The following is a 16,426-nucleotide window of genomic DNA, read 5'->3' as shown; positions in this document are numbered from 1 at the left end:
GATCTGGTAGGACCAATGGACGTAGGACCAATGGACCATAGATCATCCCAACCTGTCATCAGGCCCCTTCTGCGCCTTGCGATCTCGCAGGGCAGCGTCGAGCTTGTGCAGACCCATCTCGATGGTGGCGGCAGTACCGAGGCCAGGGATCAGCATGGGCGGACGCTGCTGATGCTGGCCGCAGCGAAGGGGCATGTTGAGCTGTGCCATCTGCTGCTGGCGCATGGCGCCAATCATATGGCCACCGATGACGAGGGACTCGACGCCGCAGCGATTGCGCAGCGTGGAGGTTTTTCCGCGCTTGCAGACCTTTTGCGGAACCACGGATCGCAGCCCAAGGTGGAGCCTGGTCTGGGCTTCGAAGAAGAGGAGACACCTCCGGAGTTTGGTGGCTGGGAGGTGGAAGAGGATGTGAAGGTTCCCGAGGATGACACGATCCTCCGGAACTCCGTATCCCAGTCCCAGGCAGCGTTGACCACGCTCCGGATACGTGATTCCGACGCCGACTGGTCCGATCTGCGTATCGAGCTCCCGGACGTGGAGGAGCTGGAGGCACGGCGGACGGTATTCGATGAACATGGACGGCTCCACTTCGCTTCCATGCTACTGGATGGGCAATCAGAAGGACTTGTCCGGGCTGGGCGCATACGCAGGCTCGCATGGAGGATGGAGGGCTCATCCGACGGCGACATGTATCGCCATCTCGTGCAGCTTCTCGGTGACCTTGGAGTCGTTGTCGCGGATGAGGATGAGCAGTGGTGCTCGGAGTCCGATATCGAAGACCTTGACGAGGTCGACGAGGACCTGCTCGAGGTGGCCGACCGTTATATGGTCGAGATGGATTCGCGCCGAAATGACCCGGGCTTCCATCTGAACCGGGCACTTGGCCGATCGGAAATCCTGGATCGTGACGGAGAACAGCGGATCGGCCGCCTGATCGCGGCGGCTATCGCAGATGGATGCCGTGCAATAGCCAGAGACCCTGAAGCTCTGGATGCGCTCCTTGGAATGGAGAAGGCCATTGCTTCAGGGGAGCTGCGGGTTGGAAGCATCAGTCGTATGGATGCATCCACGCAGGCGTCGGAGGAGTTTGCGTCCCCGGCAGCCACTGCTCCGGAAGCCTTGTCAGATGACGAGGAGCGGGATGGAGACGGGGAACCAGACGCTGCAGGCGGCGATGCCGAGCAGTTCAGGGCAATCCATGGGTCCATCCGGGAAATAGTAGAACGGGCGGGCGCCCTAACTGATGGTTCCGAGCGCGAGCATGTCCTTGTCGTACTGATCCAGGATCTTCAGCTGACAGGGTCGGGCATCAGATGGATCAGGTCCGCGGTGGAAACAGCGGGGAACCATTGCGCACAACTGGATGCGGCGGTAGCAAGGCTTGACCATCTGACGAGCGAGATGGTCGAGGCCAATCTGCGGCTCGTTGCATCGATCGCCAACAAGTACTACTGGTCGCCGCTGCCCAGGACGGATCTGATCCAGGAGGGGTGCCTGGGACTCATGCGTGGCATCGACAAGTTCGACTTCTCGCGAGGCACGAAGTTCTCAACATATGGCACCTGGTGGATCCGCCAGGCGATCACCCGGGCGATCGCGGACAAGGGGCGGATGATCAGGATTCCGGTCCACATGCTTGAGAAGCGGACAAAGCTGGACGCTGTTGCAAGGGCGGAGGGTGCGGATCGTGCCGCGGACGTCGCCGTAGAGAACCTCGCCCGCAAGAGCCAGATGAGCGTCGCCGAGGTGCGGAAGGCCCTTGCACTGGTCTCCGAGCCCGGAAGCTACGACGATGGAACAGGGGTGTACGAGGAGGCCATGTCCTTCCCTGACCAGTGTCCGGGGCCTGAGGACGTGGCGATGGAATGGGGGCTGGTCAAGACGGTACGGGCCTGCGTGTCGGATCTTTCAGAAAAGCAGGCGGCTGTGATCTGTCACCGCTTCGGGCTCATTGATGGCAACGAGAAGACCCTCGAAGAGGTGGGACGCCTGTTCAACGTGACGCGTGAGCGGATCAGGCAGATCGAGGCCAAGGCTCTAAGCGTGTTGAGGCATCCGGCACGCAGTGAAGTTCTGGCTGCCTACAAGTTGAGCCAGAAGAAGCCCGACGGAGCGACTGTGGAATGAAGGGATACATGACAAGGAGTGCGCCGCCGAGGGCCGATGGGACGATCGAGGCCCTGAGAGGGCTTGGCTATACGACCGAGTCGGCCCTTGCCGACCTCATCGACAACAGCATATCCGCAGGCGCGAAGAGGATTGACGTCGACTTCCACTGGAATGGCGGCGAGAGCTGGATCGCCATTGGCGACGATGGTCATGGAATGACCGATCCCGAGCTCGATCAGGCGATGAGACTCGCCGAACGGAATCCACTTGTGGAGCGGAGCTCTTCCGACCTTGGCAGATTCGGAATGGGACTCAAGACCGCGTCCTTCTCGCAGTGCCGACGTCTGACAGTTGCGAGCCGCAGGTATCGCAACAGCAGCTGCCTGCGCTGGGATCTGGACTTCCTGGCGAATGAGGCCGGAGGGGACTGGCTTCTTCTGGAGGGCCCGGACAACGGCTCCAGGGACAGGATCGCATCTCTTGATCAGAAGGAGCACGGAACGATCGTCCTGTGGGAGGTCCTGGACAGGATCGTCTCGAGCGGCTTCAAGGATCAGGACTTCCTGGATCTGATCGATCGGGTTGAACGCCATCTGGGCATGGTTTTCCATCGGTTCCTTGACGGAAGTGGCTCTTCGGTTGAGCTGCGCGTCAATGGTCGGAAGGTCCGGGCATGGGATCCGTTCCTGACCTGGCATCCGGCAACGTGGCGCTCACCAGAGGTACCGATCGGTGCAGCGGGCTGGAAGGTCTACGCCCGTACCCATGTGCTTCCGCACAAGGATCGGATGACAGACAAGGAGTTTCTCGAGGCTGGCGGGCCGGATGGCTGGTCGTCCCAGCAGGGGTTCTATGTGTACCGGGGGCGGCGGCTTCTGGTTCCGGGCAGCTGGCTTGGCTTGGGACGTGGTCGCTCATGGTCGAAGGACGAGTCCCACAGGCTGGCCCGCATCCGGCTCGACATACCGAACTCCTCGGATACGGACTGGAAGATCGACATACGGAAGTCGACCGCGCACCCACCTGTGAGATTGCGCGACCAGCTGACGCGGCTTGCCGAGGATGCGCGGGAGCGGGCGAGGAGGGTATTCCTGCACCGCGCCCAGTCCAATACCTCCGTGGGTCGCAGTGAGGAGGTTGCTCCTGTCTGGATCTCGAAGGACCTCACGTCTGGAAGGAAGTACCTCGTAGACCGCTCCCATCCGGCCGTGCAGCCACTGCTGGAGAGGGAGGGGGATACCGCGGAGCGTGTCGAAGCAATGCTCCGAGTCCTTGAGGAGACGATTCCTGTCCAGCGCATCTGGCTGGATACGGCCGAATCAGGTGAACAGGCAAGGGCCGGCTTCACCTCCACACCTTCTTCCGAGGTGATGCAGGTCCTGCTTGTCTTCTATCGCAACCTCATAACCCTCAAGGGGATGTCTCCGGAACTTGCCCGCAGGCAGCTTCTCGCGACAGAACCTTTCGATCTTCATCCGGATCTGGTGGCAAGCCTTCCGGACGAGGTTTCCTCCCATGATCCGAGCGGAACAACGCAATGAGTGAATCCAGTGCAGCTAGCGTCATCAAGATCACCCAGGAGCTCCTTCTGGGCGAGGATGACAGGCCGGCAATCACGCCAGCCCTTATCTCGGAGAAGATGGATCTGGTTCTGCGGATGAACCCAAGATGGGCGGTTGGTCTGGACCGGAATGCGGTGACTGACGAGCTGATCCGGCGTTTCAGTATCTGGATCGGCGAAGACAGTTCACTGGTGGACGCCAAGGACCACGTGGCCTGGCTGGATGCGCAGCGGAAGAGAAACTGGCGCTACTGGCAGCGCTATCGGGAGATGCTGGAGAAGAAGCTCTCGTGGACGGCGGTTGACGCACTGGACAAGTCCACCGACCGGATCCTCGGGCAGCTGGAGGACCCCCTGCGTCCCGGAACATGGGACCGCCGCGGCCTTGTTGTGGGGCACGTGCAGTCCGGCAAGACCGCAAACTACACCGGCCTCATCTGCAAGGCTGCGGATGCGCAGTACAAGGTGATCATTGTCCTCGCCGGCCTGCACAACAACCTCCGCTCGCAGACGCAGATCCGCCTTGAGGAGGGGTTCCTGGGTTACGAGACCAGTGGCGTCTCGAATGTCAAACGGCGCATCGGGGTCGGGAATATCGACACGGATCATTCGATCAACCCCAACTGTGCAACGACACGCGCCAACAATGGCGACTTCAACAGGCGCGCGGCCACACATCTTGCGATCTCTCCCGAGCAGCGACCATGGTTGTTCGTTGTAAAGAAGAACAAGTCGGTCCTGGTCCAGCTGCTGAAGTGGATCCAGAACCATGTTGCGGATCTCCCCCTTTCCGCGGAAGAGATCGACAACGACAAGAACGATCCCTTGCCAAGGGTTACCAAGAGAGTGACCAAGTTTCCGCTTCTCATCATTGATGATGAAGCAGACAACGCGTCGGTCGACACTGGCGAAACCGTTGTGGATGCGGAAGGGAATCCAGACCCCGAGCATCAGCCGACGACCATCAACAAACTGATACGGCGGATCCTGAATTCCTTCTCCCGTGCCGCCTATGTGGGGTACACCGCGACACCGTTCGCCAACATTTTCATCCATGAACGTGGCAGGACCAGGTCGGAAGGTCCTGACCTGTTCCCGTCGGCGTTCATCCAGAACCTTGCTGCCCCTTCAAACTACGTCGGACCGTCACGGGTGTTCGGCCAGCCGGGTCCAGACGGAAGAGATGGGGAGTTGCCACTTGTCAAAGAGGTGGAGGACTTCTGCAGCGGCGAGTCCGGGTGGATGCCTGCCAAGCACAAGCCCACACATGTGCCTCTCTACTCGAAGTCCGAAGATCTTCCGCCCAGTCTCAGGGAGGCGTTGCACTCATTCCTGATTGCCTGTGCCGTGCGCCAACTCCGGGGCCAGGGAAGTCAGCACAGCTCCATGCTGGTCCATGTTACGAGGTTCAACTCGGTGCAGGCCGCTGTACACCAGCAGGTGTCGGAGTACATGAGAAGCGTCCGCCAGCGGGTGACGCGTGGGATTGAGCACGAGGAGCTGCTTGAGCAGCTTCAGGCATTGTGGGAAGCGGACTTCATCCCCGCGACGCGGCAGGTCCGGGCCGCCGGTCTGGGCGACCTTCCGGACCACGACCCGAGCTGGGAGGAGATCCTGACGGTTCTCCCGGATGTCATCCATGACATTGACGTGCGGATGATAAATGGCACGGCGAAGGACGTTCTCGACTACGAGGAAGCCAGGGAAAAGGGTCTGAAGGTCATCGCGGTCGGTGGTGACAAGCTGGCGCGTGGCTTGACCCTGGAGGGTTTGTGCACGAGCTACTTCCTGCGTGCGTCCAAGATGTACGACACACTCATGCAGATGGGGCGCTGGTTCGGCTACAGACCCGGATATCTGGACCTTGGGCGCATCTACACCTCTCCAGACCTTGTTCGCTGGTTCCGCCACATTACCGATGCGGCGGCGGAGCTGCGCGAGGAGTTTGATCTGATGGCAAGTTCCGGGGCCACGCCCAGGGAGTACGGCCTCAAGATCCAGTCCCACACGGAACTGCTTGTGACCTCGCAGCTCAAGATGCGAAGCGCAAGAACCTTGCGGCTTTCATTCAGTGGACAGCTGATGCAAACCGTTTCGCTGCCTCGGGATGGCGGCGTTCTGGGAAGAAACTTCAAGTCCGCATCCGCCTTCATCGAGTCTCTTGGCAGAGCTGGGGAGGTGAATCCATGCCTGGGATACGGCCCCTCCAAGTATCAATGGTATGGACATCTCTGGCGCAGGGTTCCCAGCTCGTCCGTGGTCGATTTCCTGCGCGGGTATCGCACCAGTGAGGCATCCCACAGGGTAAACAGCATTGCCTTGGCGGACTTCATTGATGCAATGGTCGGATCCGGGGAGTTGAAGGATTGGAATGTGGCGCTGCTTGGTATCAGGGATGGGAGACCGAGCGAACTTGCGCCTGGGATTTCAGTGAACATGGTCAGGCGCAAGGAGGAGGGCCAGTTCGAGGACCGGCACTCGATAGGTGTCCTGCTTGATCCGAAGGATGAGGCAATTGATATCGATGAGCGCCAGTGGAACGCAGCGCTTCAGCTGACCGCCGAGGCCTGGGCAAGGGCAAAGAAGGCCGGCACTCCAGAAGTTCCGAGCGGGCCCTCGATCCGGCGAGTCAAGGGCTGCGGTGGCGACGGCGTGGAAGCCCATCCCGAGGCAGGTCTCCTTGTGCTTTATGTGCTTGATCCCACCGAGTCACGTTTAAAGCTGGATGAAGCCACACCTGGCCTGGTTGCTTTCGGTGTCAGTTTTCCTGAGAGCGAATCGGGGGTGAAGATCGATTACAAGATCAACAATGTCGCGTGGGAGCAGGACTATGGTGCCGAGTGACCAAGAGCAGCTGGCATCCGCATGGCGTGCTCTGGCGGGAATGGAGGGCGGTCAGGGCTGGAGAGTGATCGACGTTGTCCGTGGCAAAAATGGCGTCGTGCAGGCGGGAAGATGGTTTCCGGGTCGGGAGGAATCGCTGATCATCGGAACGAGGGGGCTGCGTGTCGGCTCAGACGCAGACCTGCCACGCGGGCAGGGCTTCAGCGTCGCCTACATCGACCCTGTGGATTCGGCTGGTGACTGGACCTGGTTCGCGCTTAGCCGGACCAGCGCTGGCCAGCCGGCACTCTTTGCAATGATGGCGGCGGATCTGCTCGCCCTGTTCTCGCAGGTCGGCGGCTACGACGGTGAGCGGATCCGGGCTGCCATGCTGGGCCGGATCCGTGCGTGGCAGGACTTCATGAAGCGGGATCGCTTCGGGGTTCTCAGTCCGGAAGCGGAGCTTGGCCTGTTCGGTGAGCTGGTCGTATTGCGCGACATGATAGGCAGCGGCGTGCCGGCCGCTGACGCTGTCAGCTACTGGGCTGGTCCCGAGGACGGCCTTCAGGACTACCTGATTGGAACGGGGGCACTGGAAGTCAAGTCGACAGTTTCCCCCGGGGGATTTGTCGCCGAAATAGGAAGCCTTGAGCAGCTGGATGATTCCCTTCGCCAACCGCTTTACGTGGCTGCGGTCCGCCTTTCCCTGTCACCAGACGGCCGGACACTTCCGGAGATATGCGCTGAGCTGGAAGCCGTCCTGGCGGAGGAGACAGGAAGTCCTCTGGCCTTGAAGGACAAGCTGATCTCGGCTGGATATGTCGACTCGATGGCTGAAAAGTACAGCCGTCGCTTCTTCTTGCAGCACATCGGCTACAAGCTGGTCCGGTCCGACTCGCCCAGACTGGTCAGCGGGAATGTTCCGGCGGGCGTCCAGCGCGCCAAGTACGCGCTGGATCTTGAAGTGATACCTGAGATCGCTTCGAAGTTTGGAGCAATTATTGAAAGTCTTGGGGACGGCAAAACATGGAACTGATTGAATTTCTTGCTCAGACGCGTGCGGAAGTTGCCGGTGAGATCGCCGAGCGGATGAGCGTATCCGGCACTGCCTATCCCTATCCGGAGCTGGTCTTCTCCGAGATCGTGATGCGCCACATGGAAGAAGTTGGTATGACCCACGAGCCGGAGGTCTGCCACTACGACACCAAGGTGGGCACCGCGAACATCAAGCTCAGTGGCTACTCCGTTTCCTCGGAGGGGGACCGCCTGGACCTGTTCGTAAGCGTGTACCTCGACGCCGACACGTTGCAGCCTGTTGCAGATTCGGTGACGCAGAAGGCTGCTGAGCAGTGTCTGCGCTTCCTTTCTCTGTCAGCACAGGGCAAGTTGGCAGCGTCCGTGGACCCTGCCAACGAAGCGCATGAGCTGGCACTCCATATCGAGAAGGGTTACGCGGGACTTGATGAAATCCGGATCTATGTCCTGACTGATGGCCAGGTCAAGACCAAGAACTTCAAGGCCCGGGAGATCCGCGGAAAGACCGTGAAACTCGAGGTGATGGACATCGAGCGGCTCCACCGCCACTGGTCCGAGGGGAAGCCGCGTGACGAGCTCGTCGTGAACTTCGACGATGTCGCAGGCGGTCCGCTCCCATGTGTCTATATCCACGGTGAAGCGGACACATACGACTATGCGATGACCGTACTGCCGGGCGAAGTGCTCAGGTTCCTCTATGAGAAGTACGGTGCGCGGCTGCTTGAGGCGAACGTCCGGTCCTTTCTGACCGCCACTGGCAAGGTGAATAAGGGAATCCAGTCGACACTGCGCTCGGATCCAGAGAAGTTCGTTGCCTACAACAATGGCATCGTCATCGTCGCGGACGAGGTCCGCCTGGGAAAGACCGGGGACGGTGGCCCGGGTATCGCCTGGCTGAAAGGCATGCAGATCGTCAACGGCGGACAGACAACCGCCTCCATCTACTTCACCAAGAAGAAACACCCGGAGACCGACCTGGGACGGGTCCGCGTGCCGGCAAAGGTGGTCGTCCTGAAAGCGGACGATCCTGCGGCCGAGGAGGCGATGATCTCGGATATCTCGCGGTATGCGAACAGCCAGAATGCTGTGAAGCAGTCCGATCTTTCGGCCAATGCGCCGTTCCATGTCGAGCTGGAGAAGATATCCAACAGGGTCTACTGCCCGGATGGCGTGGGGCGATGGTTCTATGAGCGGGCTGCCGGCAGCTACACCACGATGCTGGTTCGCGAAGGAACCACGCCTGCCAAGTACCGGAACCTCAAGACTGTGGTGGTTCCTCCCGCTCGCCGGTTGACCAAGACCGATCTGGCGAAATTCTTGAATGCATGGGACGGCCGCCCGGACTTGGCGAGCCTGGGTGGTCAGAAGAACTTCGCACGCTTCATGGACGATATCCGCAGCCGGGAAGAGCAGGGCGAAGAGGTCATTCCCGACGTGCAGGGATACAAGCGCATGATCGCCAAGGTGATCTTCTTCAAGCGGGTCCACTCACTTGTCCGTCCGATGTTTCCCGCCTTCCAGGGAAACATCGCGATCTATCTGGTTTCGATAATTTCCCGCACTTACGCGGATCGCATCGAGCTTGACCGGATCTGGGATCAGCAGGACATCTCTGAGGCCTTCAAAGCGCAGATCCGTGTGTGGGCGGTGGAGGTTAACCAGGCGATCCACAGGTCCGCGAACGGCCGCATGGTTTCGGAGTGGGCGAAGAAGGACGAATGTTGGAATGCGATCAGGTCTCTCGAGCTGAGGATGCCCTCTCAAGACATACCAGAGATCAAGTAGTTCTCGGCGTTCTAGTGCGTTGCCGGATTAACTTGATGCCTAGGAATATGCTGTGCACGCATCGATCCATTCCGTACAAAACGGCTTCCGTCGACGATGGTAGTGAGAGGCAATCTCGGCCGGCATGATGGCCACCCGATCCCGTTGCGATGCAAGAACGGAGTTCCCGCGACGACCTTGCCGCCGGACTGGCACCAAAGCTTCTAAATAGCGTCGCGACGTTTCTCCATCCACCAAAGCAGCCCGACCAGCAACACGAACGCCAGCCACCACGGCCAGCGGGGGCCGGGTTGGGTGGTGGTCGTCTGCGCTGACGCTGGTGTCGGGGCGTTGATCAGCACTGCGGTGGCGGCCTGGGTGTCGGCGCGGTGCAGGGTGGGGGCGTCGGTTGGGTCGAAGACGTAGAGCGCGTGGTCGCCGAGATGGTGCCAGCCGCTGTGCTCTGGCCACCACGCGGCGCAGCCGGGTGTGGCGGGATCCATGCGCAGGCGCTGCTGGTTGCCTGACAGGCTTTCGACCAAGGCGTTGTCGGTGATGCCGCACAGCACGCTGCGCTCGTCGCGCCAGGCGCGGCCGGTCAGCGTCGGTGCCTGTTCTTCGCCTGTAGTGGGGCGGGCGACCTGGCCCAGCGCTTCGGCCCACAGCTGGGCGTGCAGTTCCGGGCGACCGGCCAGCACCAGTGCGTAGCTGTTGCCGACGTCGAGCAGGCCGACGCGGCCGCGGCCCACGGCCTGCCATGCGCCGACCACGATGTCGTTGCCCGCGTGCAGCGGCTGGGCGCCGGCATCGCGCGGGCGCAGCGATGACTGTTCCAGCGATGGGGCCGCGGTATCGGCGATGCCATGCGTGGCGCGAGGGCCGCGCTGCACCGCCAGTTGTTCGGGGGAGGGCGCGCGCGCTTCGAGCGCGAACGGGCGTGGCCGGCCGTCGCCATCCACCGGCAGGCCAAGTTCGGCCAGTGCGTTCTTCAGTCCCGCGGCATCGCCGGCCAGTGGCTGCACCAGTACGCCCAGGCCCTCGCGCACCGCCGCGCGAAGGCGCTGGCGGCCGCTGCTGCCCAGAGCCAGCAGGCTGCGTTCGTCGAGCAGCAGCACGTCGGTTTCGGCGAGCTGGCGGGCGTCGAGTGCCAGCGGGGCATCACCCAGCACCACGCCGCCGCCGGCGGGCAGCTGGCGACGCAGGCGCAGCCCGGCATCGATGGCCCAGCGCTGCAGGTATTTGGCTTCCGGGTTGGGCGCGCCGGCCAGGTGCCACAGTCGCAGTGCCGGCGGCTCGATCACGTGGACCGGCACTGGTGCCTGGTCGAGCAGGGCCTGTTCGCCATCGCGCAACTGCAGCTGGAACTCGAGGAGGGCCGGATCGCGCACGCTGGCGCCGAGCTGGAAGTGGCCGTCTTCGCCCAGCACCTGGCTGGCCACCACGCGCCCGGCCGGGTCGCGCAGCTCGACCGTGGCCGAGGCGGCGTCGCGTGCCTGGCCCTGCACCCAGAAGCGCGCGCCCGGGGCTACCGGCGTTACCGGTTGCAGCTGCACGAAGCCGCGCAGGCCCGGCACCTGGTGTTCGATGGCCAGCGGCCACGGCCGGCGGTCGCGTGCGGGCAGGCCATCGCCGATCAGGATGAGGCGGCCGAGCTGCGGTTGCTGGCGCAGCAGGGTGCCCAGGTCCGACACGGGCTTGCCCGCGGCATCCGTTCCGGCTTCGGGCAGGGCGAATGCCGGGAGATCGCGGGCGGTGGAAGGAACCACAGCACCGGGGCTGGCCAGCACCACGCCGGCATCGCCGGGCACGGTCACCGGGGGCGGATGCAGCACCAACCACAGGCTGGCGGTGGCCAGCAGCTGCAGTACGGTCAGCGTTGTCCTCCGCAGCGCGCTGCCACCACGACGCCAGGACGCAACCATGCCGTACAGGCAAGCCAGCAGCAGGAGCACGGCGGTAGCCAGCGACAAGGCGTCCATCACTTGCCCTCCATGGCATCGAGATAGCGCTGGCCCATTGCGTCGGGCGCGGTGCGCGGGCGTGGACGGGTCAGCGGTTGCGGCCACGCCTGCCACAGTTGCCGCCGCAGCTCGTCGCGGCACGGCGCGCAGTCCGGCTCGACCTGCGCGGTCTCGGCGGCGGCGGTGAGCGAGAGCGGGTCGTCGAGCCCGTTGCCGTTGGCTTGCAGCCACGACGACAGCCCACCCAGGTCCAGCGGCTGCCGCGCCTGCATCGCCTGCCACAGCGCCGGCAACGGCGTGGCGGTTACCGGTGCTGGGGCCAGTGGCAGGCGACGCGAGGCCAGGCCATCGCGCTTGCCGGTCATGCGCCGGGCGGCATCGATAGGCGGCAGCTGCGGACCCAGCCGCGCCAGGTAGATGCGTTCGGACTGCTGCACCTGCTTGATGAAGCCCAGTGCCCGGTAGGCGTGCGGCAGCGCCTGCTGCGGGCGACCCTGGCGCAGCTCGCCTTCGGACAGCCACATTGCATCGAGCGCGGCCTTGAGCGTGGCGCGGGTCTGCGGGTCGAGCAGGGTCGCCGCTTCGGCGTGGTCGTGGGTGTGGCCGTACTCGGCCAGCAGGTCCTGCACCTTGCCGGTGCCCATGACGGGTTCGCTGCCCTTGCCATCGGCATGGTCGTGATCGTGTCCGTCGCCCGCCTCGTGCGCGTGGGTGTCGCCGTCCTCGCCATCGGCGGTAGGCAGGCCCGGTGGTGGCTTGGGTCCGCCTTCGGCTTCCTCGCCAAGGAACTGGCCATAGCGCAGGCGCAGGATGCGCTGGTCCACGCCGATGGCATCGGAGCGCTGCACGAAGCGCGACTCGTCGAGCTGGCGACGCTGGGCGATCAGCGCCTCGGCATCAAGGATGATCTGCCGCTGGCTGCGGAAGTAGGCCGGCATGACCTTCTTGATCGCGCCTTCCAGGTCGCTGGCCTGCTGCTGTTCCTCGCTGGCCAGGCGCAGGATCACGCTGGCGCTGTGCGTCGATTGCGGCTGCGGCTGGCGGTTGTCGCGTACGGTCAGCCGCGCGATCACGTCATCGCCCGGGCCGGCACTGAGTGCGGCCAGGTCCAGGGTGTGGCTGAAGCGCTTGCGGGTGGCATTGCCGCTGCCCTGCAGGGTAAGGCGGGTCTCGCGGCTGGTGATCTGTTCGCCGCTGCCTTGGGCCAGGGTGACCAGCAGCTGGGCACTGGTGGCCAGGCCGATGTCGTCGCTGGCCTCGAACTGCAGGCTCCATGTCTTCTGCTGCGCCGGGGCCGGGGTGAGCGCCTGCTCGGGTTGCAGCACGCGCACCTGCGGCGGTGCATCGGCCACGCTGTGCAGCCGGTGCAGGCGGGTATCGGCCAGCGCCGGCTCGGTGACGATGCGGTAGAGCGCATCGCGATCCAGCACCAGGTCACCATCCCAGAGTCCATCCTCGCGGCGTGCCAGGTCCAGCACGCGGCCATCGTGGAACTGCAGCTGCGCCGAGTCGACCGGCGTGCTGAAACCCAGCCGCCAGTGCAGGCGACTGCCGGCCAGCGCCCTGGCCTCGAGCACGTCGAGCTGCTGCAGTGGCTGGCCGCTGTAGGCCGGCGGGCGTACCTGCAGCGAGATCTGTTCCAGCACCGGCACCGCGGTGGCGGTCTGGCTGCTGGCGGGCGTGCCGCTGCTGGCCGGCACCTGCGAGGGCGTCCACAGCGGCGGCAACCGCGTGGCCAGGACCAGCAGCACCGCGGCGAGCACGCTCAGGCTGCGGCCCCAGCGTGGCCATGGCGTGGTCAGCGGCGCATGGCTGGGCAGATGCAGCTCGAGCTGGCCGCGCAAGCGCTGCTGCAGCGGATTGAGCGAGTCGGCCGGGGCCAGCAGCAGGTCGGCACTGTCCTGCAGCGCGGGATCATGGTTGAGCTGGCGTACCAGCCAGCGCGGGTCCATCGCCCGCAGCGTGCGCCCCAGCCACAGCGCCAACAGCGCCATCGACGCGAGCAGGAAGCCCATCGCCCAGCCTTCCAGCACCGGGAGGGTGATGACGGTGGCGATCGCCGGCGTCAGCAGCAGCCAGCCGGCCTGGCGTACGCGCTGGCGCCTGGCCTGTTGCCACAGGCGATGGGCGTGCGGATTCATGCCACCTCCGTGCGCGGGCGAAGGCTGGCGAGCACGCGCTCCAGCAGCCACAGCATGCCGGCGAGCAGGGCCAGCCATGGGGCCAGCGCTGCCGGCTTCGGTGCCGGAGCCTGTGCGCCGGTACGCGGGGCGTGGTCAGCGGCATCAGCCACCGTGGGCAGTGGCGACGGCCGCACGGCTTGCAGCAGCCGCTGCGGGAAATCGGCCTCGAGCAGCAGTGGGGCGCTGGCCGGCGTCAGCGGCAGTGCCCAGTGCAGGCGGCCGGGGGCATCACCAGCCACCAGCAGGGCGCGGCCCTGGCCGTTGTCCAGCAGCACGCGCGCGCTGGAGGGTGGCGGCGTGGCGAGCAGCACCACGCCCGGATGTGAGGCCAGTGCATCCGGCAGCGGTGCCTCGCTGAGCCAGGCAATCACGGTATTGGCATCGGCCGCCGTGACCGGCACGTCGGTGGGGGCGACGTCGGCCGCCTCCTCTGCCTGCCAGGCCAGCGCGACTGCACGCAGCCAGCGCGCTGCGTCGGCATGGGCGGGATCGTGGCGGATCACCAGGCGCGGCAACGCGGCTTCCTGCGGCGCGGGTGCTTCTTCCGGAGAAGGCTGCACCTGCCAGTCCACTGGCCGCGACAGCCGCGGCACCTGTCCGTCCACCCCCAGCAGGCGCGCCGGCACCTGCACCTGCAGGGCGACACCGGACGGCAGTTCGGCATCGAGCTGGCGCAGCAGGCTGCTTACCGGCTGGTGGCGATCCGGCGCCAGCTGCCCGGGCTGGATTGGCGGGAAGCCTTCGGCCAGCCACACATCGTGATGGCTGTCGTCGGCCGGCGGTGGCGACAGCCCGGGCACCACGGCGCGCACCGGCTGCGCGTTGCCACGCACGCCGTGCAGCAGCGGGCCGGCCAGCAGCAGGGCGAGGGTGGCCAGCAACAGCAGGCGGACCAGCAGCAACAGCCACTGCTGCAGGCGCAGCTTGCGGCTGGGACGCGCCTGCAGGCCGAGCCAGCGCAGGGCGGCAAAGGGCAGCACCTGTTCGGGCGGACGCCGCTGCAGGTGCAGCAGGATCGGCAGCAGCAACGCGCCAAGTGCAAGCAGGCCAACCGGGAACAGCAGCGACAGGCTCATCGCGCGCCCCGGCGTGCGTACAGCGCCTGCAGCACGGTATCGACGGGCTGGTCTAGATACGTGGTGGCCTGCACCACCCCGGCCGCATGCAGGCGCGCCTGCAGTTGCGCCTGCGCCTCGCCAAAGCGGCGCAGGTAGTCCTGGCGCAGCGCACGGCCATCACCGCGCAGCTCGCGGGCGGTTTCCGGGTCGACGAAGCGGTAGCCGGCATCGAACGGGAAGTCGCGTTCCTCGGCGGTCAGCAGCTGCGCGAACACCACCTCGCGGCGTGCGGCCGACAGCCGCTCCAGCAGTTCGACAAAACCGGGCTCGAAACCATCGCTGATGGCGAACACCAGGTCGCTGGCGGCCACGCGCTCCCACAGCGGCCGCAACGTGTTGGCTTCGGGCCACTGGCCGCTGGCCTGCACGCGCTGCAACTGCAGGTGCAGCTGGTCGCGCTGGCGTAGTCCCTGGCCGGCCGGCAGCAGTTGCAGGCCATCGCCACCGATCGCCGCCAGGCCGAAGCGGTCGCCCTGGGCCAGCGCCAGCTCGGCCACGCAGGCGGCCAGTGATCGCGCCGCGTGCAGGCGGCTCCATTGCGGCCGCGTGCGGTCGGCCTGCTGCATCGAGGCGCTGGCATCGAGCAGCAGCCACACCGTGATCGGGCTTTCGCGCTCGGACTCGCGCACGAAGAACCGGTCCGAGCGTGCGTACAACTTCCAGTCGACCTGGCGCAGCTCATCGCCCGGCTCGTAGGCGCGGTACTGGGCGAATTCGAGCCCGGCGCCGCGGCTGCGGCTGGCGTGCTGGCCGATGCCGTGGCTGCCGGACGCGCGGCGCGGCACCAGCCGCAACGCCTTCAGGCGGTTGCGGACCTCGGCGGGAACCAGCGGCGCGGCGGTGCTCACGACAGACGGGAACTCAGGCCGGGTAGGGCATGGCGGACAGCAGCGCGGCGACCACCTGGTCGGCGCCGACCTGTTCGGCCTCGGCATTGAACGAAAGCAGCAGGCGGTGGCGCATCACCGGCGCCGCCAGTACGGTGACGTCCTCGCGGGTGGCGGCCAGGCGTCCGTGCAGCAGCGCCCGTGCCTTGGCCGCGAGTACCAGCGACTGCCCGGCGCGCGGGCCGGCGCCCCACTTCACCCAGTGGTTGACCTGCGCCGGTGCGCCCTCGCCAGGACGACTGGCGCGTACGAGGCGGGTGATCCACGCCAGCAGGTCCGGGCCGACATGCACCTGGCGCACCGCCGCCTGCAGGGTTTTCACCGCCTCGGCGTCCATCACCTTCGGCACCACGCCGCTGCCGCTGCCGGTGGTCTGCGCCAGGATGTCCTGCTCTTCCTGTTCGCTGGGGTAATCCACGCGCACATGCAGCAGGAAGCGGTCCAGCTGCGCCTCGGGCAGCGGGTAGGTGCCGGCCTGTTCGATCGGGTTCTGCGTGGCCAGCACGAAGAACGGCGACGGCAGCTCCCAGGTCGTGCCGGCATAGCTGACGGTGCGCTCGGCCATCGCTTCCAGCAGCGCGGCTTGGGTCTTGGGCGGCGTGCGGTTGAGCTCGTCGGCCAGCAGCAGGTTGGTGAACACGGGGCCCTTCTGGAAGCGGAACGCGCGCTTGCCGGTGCCGTGGTCCTCCTCCAGCAGTTCGGTGCCGAGGATGTCGCTGGGCATCAGGTCCGGGGTGAACTGCACGCGGCGGAACTGCAGCTCCAGCGCCTGGCCGAGCGAGCGCACCAGCAGGGTCTTGCCCAGCCCGGGCGCACCTTCGAGCAGGCAGTGGCCACCGGCCAGCAGGCCGATCAGCAGCTGCTCGACCACGTCGGCCTGGCCGACCACGGCCTGGGCCAGCGCACCGCGCAGTTCGCCCAGCCGCGGCAGCAGGGCATCGAGTTCGGAAGCGGGGGCGTTCATTGCATCACCTGTGGGGAA

The 16,426-nt window shown here is 65.2% G+C and carries 10 protein-coding genes; 5 read left to right on the top strand and 5 right to left on the bottom strand.

Features of this window, described 5'->3' with window-relative positions:
- The first annotated feature begins 15 nt into the window (after positions 1-15).
- The 5 genes from LG380_RS12275 to LG380_RS12255 are packed head-to-tail and all read left to right on the top strand — an operon-like array spanning position 16 to position 9,316.
- Positions 16-2,130 (top strand): sigma-70 family RNA polymerase sigma factor, encoded by a 2,115-nt coding sequence (locus LG380_RS12275; RefSeq protein ID WP_343237793.1) that lies wholly within the window; start codon positions 16-18, stop codon positions 2,128-2,130.
- Positions 2,127-3,653: an ATP-binding protein gene (locus LG380_RS12270; protein ID WP_225765474.1), complete on the top strand. Its 1,527-nt coding sequence runs from the start codon at positions 2,127-2,129 to the stop codon at positions 3,651-3,653. The genes LG380_RS12275 and LG380_RS12270 overlap by 4 nt, the downstream gene beginning before the upstream one ends.
- A complete protein-coding gene (locus LG380_RS12265; protein WP_225765473.1) occupies positions 3,650-6,517 on the top strand; it encodes a Z1 domain-containing protein in 2,868 nt (955 codons plus the stop codon). Before LG380_RS12270 ends, LG380_RS12265 begins: the two co-directional genes overlap by 4 nt.
- Positions 6,483-7,532 (top strand): PD-(D/E)XK motif protein, encoded by a 1,050-nt coding sequence (locus tag LG380_RS12260; RefSeq protein WP_318780082.1) that lies wholly within the window; start codon positions 6,483-6,485, stop codon positions 7,530-7,532. Before LG380_RS12265 ends, LG380_RS12260 begins: the two co-directional genes overlap by 35 nt.
- Positions 7,523-9,316: an AIPR family protein gene (locus tag LG380_RS12255; RefSeq protein ID WP_225765471.1), complete on the top strand. Its 1,794-nt coding sequence runs from the start codon at positions 7,523-7,525 to the stop codon at positions 9,314-9,316. Before LG380_RS12260 ends, LG380_RS12255 begins: the two co-directional genes overlap by 10 nt.
- 203 nt (positions 9,317-9,519) lie before the next feature.
- Here LG380_RS12255 and LG380_RS12250 read toward each other — a convergent pair whose 3' ends face one another.
- Genes LG380_RS12250 through LG380_RS12230 form a run of 5 tightly spaced genes read right to left on the bottom strand, consistent with a single transcriptional unit; the run spans position 9,520 to position 16,408 of the window.
- On the bottom strand, positions 9,520-11,274 hold the full coding sequence (locus LG380_RS12250) for a hypothetical protein (RefSeq protein ID WP_225765470.1): 1,755 nt from the start codon (positions 11,272-11,274) through the stop codon (positions 9,520-9,522).
- Positions 11,274-13,397: a hypothetical protein gene (locus LG380_RS12245; protein WP_225765468.1), complete on the bottom strand. Its 2,124-nt coding sequence runs from the start codon at positions 13,395-13,397 to the stop codon at positions 11,274-11,276. Before LG380_RS12245 ends, LG380_RS12250 begins: the two co-directional genes overlap by 1 nt.
- A complete protein-coding gene (locus LG380_RS12240; RefSeq protein ID WP_225765466.1) occupies positions 13,394-14,515 on the bottom strand; it encodes a BatA domain-containing protein in 1,122 nt (373 codons plus the stop codon). The genes LG380_RS12245 and LG380_RS12240 overlap by 4 nt, the downstream gene beginning before the upstream one ends.
- A complete protein-coding gene (locus LG380_RS12235; protein WP_225765463.1) occupies positions 14,512-15,405 on the bottom strand; it encodes a DUF58 domain-containing protein in 894 nt (297 codons plus the stop codon). The genes LG380_RS12240 and LG380_RS12235 overlap by 4 nt, the downstream gene beginning before the upstream one ends.
- A gap of 13 nt (positions 15,406-15,418) precedes the next feature.
- Positions 15,419-16,408, bottom strand: a complete 990-nt coding sequence (locus LG380_RS12230) for a MoxR family ATPase (protein ID WP_225765462.1) — start codon at positions 16,406-16,408, stop codon at positions 15,419-15,421.
- Positions 16,409-16,426: the final 18 nt, after the last annotated feature.

It is taken from the genome of Stenotrophomonas sp. Marseille-Q4652, assembly GCF_916618915.1.
Taxonomy (GTDB): Bacteria; Pseudomonadota; Gammaproteobacteria; order Xanthomonadales; family Xanthomonadaceae; genus Stenotrophomonas.
Note: the sequence above shows the minus strand (reverse complement) of the source record. Positions and strands in the feature narration are given on the sequence as shown.

Coding starts and splice junctions, on each gene's coding strand:
- LG380_RS12275 (WP_343237793.1), top strand. CDS start 16: ATGGACGTAGGACCAATGGACCATAGATCATCCCAACCTGTCATCAGG.
- LG380_RS12255 (WP_225765471.1), top strand. CDS start 7,523: ATGGAACTGATTGAATTTCTTGCTCAGACGCGTGCGGAAGTTGCCGGT.
- LG380_RS12230 (WP_225765462.1), bottom strand. CDS start 16,408: ATGAACGCCCCCGCTTCCGAACTCGATGCCCTGCTGCCGCGGCTGGGC.
- LG380_RS12260 (WP_318780082.1), top strand. CDS start 6,483: ATGTCGCGTGGGAGCAGGACTATGGTGCCGAGTGACCAAGAGCAGCTG.
- LG380_RS12270 (WP_225765474.1), top strand. CDS start 2,127: ATGAAGGGATACATGACAAGGAGTGCGCCGCCGAGGGCCGATGGGACG.
- LG380_RS12250 (WP_225765470.1), bottom strand. CDS start 11,274: ATGGACGCCTTGTCGCTGGCTACCGCCGTGCTCCTGCTGCTGGCTTGC.
- LG380_RS12265 (WP_225765473.1), top strand. CDS start 3,650: ATGAGTGAATCCAGTGCAGCTAGCGTCATCAAGATCACCCAGGAGCTC.
- LG380_RS12245 (WP_225765468.1), bottom strand. CDS start 13,397: ATGAATCCGCACGCCCATCGCCTGTGGCAACAGGCCAGGCGCCAGCGC.
- LG380_RS12240 (WP_225765466.1), bottom strand. CDS start 14,515: ATGAGCCTGTCGCTGCTGTTCCCGGTTGGCCTGCTTGCACTTGGCGCG.